Genomic DNA, 2,804 nt, shown 5'->3' on the forward strand with positions numbered 1-2,804 from the left:
GCCTGGAGCACAGAAATAATAAGTTTTACCTTTATATTCGCTTTTCCATTTGGCTGTTTTTGGGTCTACTTCCATTTTGCATACGGGGTCTATTGCTTTTGCCATTTTTTCTCCTCCTTTTTCTTTTTTCTTTTCGCCCTTTTTGGGGTTGAATCTTTTGAGTAAAAGTGAGTTTGTGACCACGGTGACTGAACTCATTGCCATTGCCGCTGCCGCCAGCGCTGGTGGTAATAGCACTGGATAGAAGAGTCCAGCCGCTACGGGAATTGCTATAATGTTATATATGAAAGCCCAGAACAAGTTTTGCTTTATCTTGTTCACCGTTTTCCTACTTAACCTTACTGCAGAGGGGATATCCCTTAAATCATGTTTTATGAGGACTATGTCCCCGGTTTCGATGGCCACATCCGTGCCTGAGCCAATGGCTATTCCCACATCCGCCTGTGCCAGAGCGGGAGCATCATTTATTCCGTCACCCACCATAGCCACAATTTTTCCTTTTTTCTGAAGTTTTTTCACTTCTTCAGCCTTGTCTTCGGGCAGAACTTCTGATAATACCCGATCTATTCCAACTTGATCCGCAATTGCTTGCGCGGTTCTCTTATTATCGCCGGTAAGCATAACAACTTCCAAGTTCATTTTTTTCATTTCTTGAACCGCTTCCATAGAGTGTTCCATTAGAGTGTCTGCTATGGCAATTAATCCTTTTACTTCTCCGTCTCCCGCGACGAAGAGCACTGTTTTACCCATTTCTTCCAGTTTCTGGGAATCTTTTTCGAAACTGTTTTTTAGTTTTTTCTCTTTAACCAGTTTCTTGTTGCCCACGATTATTTCCATTCCATTAAGTCTTGCTTTCACGCCTTTACCAGGATACTGGTAGAAGTCTTCTACCTCAGGAATTTTAATACCCTTTTCCTCGGCTTTTCTTATTATTGCTACGGCTAATGGGTGCTCAGAGTTCTTTTCAGCAGCCGCTGCTATCTCCAGCACATCACCCACTAAATCTGTTACCTCCGGTTCACCCTTAGTAATGGTACCAGTCTTATCCAGAACTACGGTATCGATTTTATACGTCTTTTCTAGAGATTCTCCACCTTTAATTAGTATGCCTGCCTCTGCTCCTTTGCCCGTACCCACCATTATGGCAGTGGGGGTAGCCAATCCCAGAGCACAAGGACAGGAGATAACTAGAATCGCTACTAGAATCAGCATAGAGAATAGAGGATCCCTTTGCCCGATAATTAACCAGTAAAAGAATGCTCCCAAAGCTATAAGAACCACTGTTGGCACGAAAACTGAGGCCACCCTATCTGCTAGACTCTGAATGGGTGCCTTTGAGCCTTGAGCCTCCTCCACCATTCGAATTATTTGTGAAAGCATAGTATCTTTGCCAACCTTCTGAGCCTCAACCCGTAGTGAACCATTCTTATTTATGGTAGAGCCTATAACGGAATCACCTTTCTTTTTCTCAACCGGTATTGGTTCTCCGGTTATCATAGATTCATCAACGGATGAATAGCCTTCCCTCACTAATCCGTCTACGGGAATTTTTTCACCCGGCCTAACTATCAGGATATCTCCCACAACCACTTCTTCTATGGGAATTTCTATTTCCTCTCCATTTCGAATAATATTAGCGGTTTTGGCCTGCAGCTGCACTAATTTTTTTACCGCTTCACTTGTTCTGCCCTTAGCTATAGCTTCTAAAAGCTTTCCCAAAGAAATAAACGATAAAATCATAGCCGCTGTATCATAGTATAATGGTCCTGGAACTATGAAAGTAGCAAACACGCTGTAGAAATAGGCTACCGAAGTACCCATGGCTATTAAGACATCCATATTGGCGGTCTTATTTCTAAGGGCATAGTAGGAGCCTCTATAGTACTGGTATCCTCCAATAAATTGCACTGGTGTTGTGAGCAGGAATAGAAATAGGGGATTCTGCATAATAGCGGGAACCTGGAAGGGAAGCATACCTGCCATACTTCCAATCACAATGGGAATTGTTAACGCTACAGTGAAGATGAAAATGCGTTTTTGTCTGGTAAGCTCTTTTTTAGCACTCTCTTCTGAATACTCTTCTAATACTCGATACCCTGCCTCTTTGACCGCCCCTTTCATATCGCTGATTGTTGCTGGGGAAGTGTAAGTGACAATAGCGCTTTCGGTTCCTAGGCTAACTTCAGCGGAAATTACACCCTCCACCGTTAGTAGTGCTTTCTCAACGGTCTGTACACAGGTCGCACAGTGCATTCCGGCGATTTTCAGCCTTACTTTCTCTTTTTTAACATCGTAGCCCGCCCTGCTTATCTGACTCATGATAGAACTCATTTTCACTTTATCTTCGTCGTAGGTAACAGTGGCGCTTTCAGAGCCGAAACTAACATCTGCCTTAGAAACACCTTCTAATTCGTACAGAGCCTTCTCTATAGTTCCCGCACAGGTTGCACAATGCATTCCTTGAATAGGTATTTTTTCTTTCCTCAAGGTTTTCCCCATTATTATTTGAATTAATTATAGTAATTAGGATTATTTTTTTCTAATTTTTATTCGTTTCCAAATTTTTAAAAAAAGATAATGGTTTACTATTGTTAAGAAAGGTTTGCTTCTTATAAAGTTATCGAGTGCAATGCTCTGTTGCACAATTTTACTTTTTCAAAAAAATTTGATTATATTTTGAAAATTTTTCAAATTAACAATGTAAAATTATAAAAAATTCATCAAATCCCATAAAAAATTAAAAAATAAGAATTATGCAACATCCATGAAAAACCTTTTGTGCTTGAGGTGGAGGGGTGACACCG

At 41.0% G+C, this 2,804-nt stretch carries 1 protein-coding gene; it reads right to left on the bottom strand.

Annotated elements, in window-relative coordinates:
• Positions 1 to 2,487, bottom strand: a 2,487-nt coding sequence (locus ACUVXA_RS19285) for a heavy metal translocating P-type ATPase (RefSeq protein ID WP_445872918.1), incomplete at its 3' end; no start/stop codon positions are given.
• Between the last annotated feature and the right edge of the window lie 317 nt (positions 2,488 to 2,804).

This window comes from Candidatus Jordarchaeum sp., from assembly GCF_052745115.1.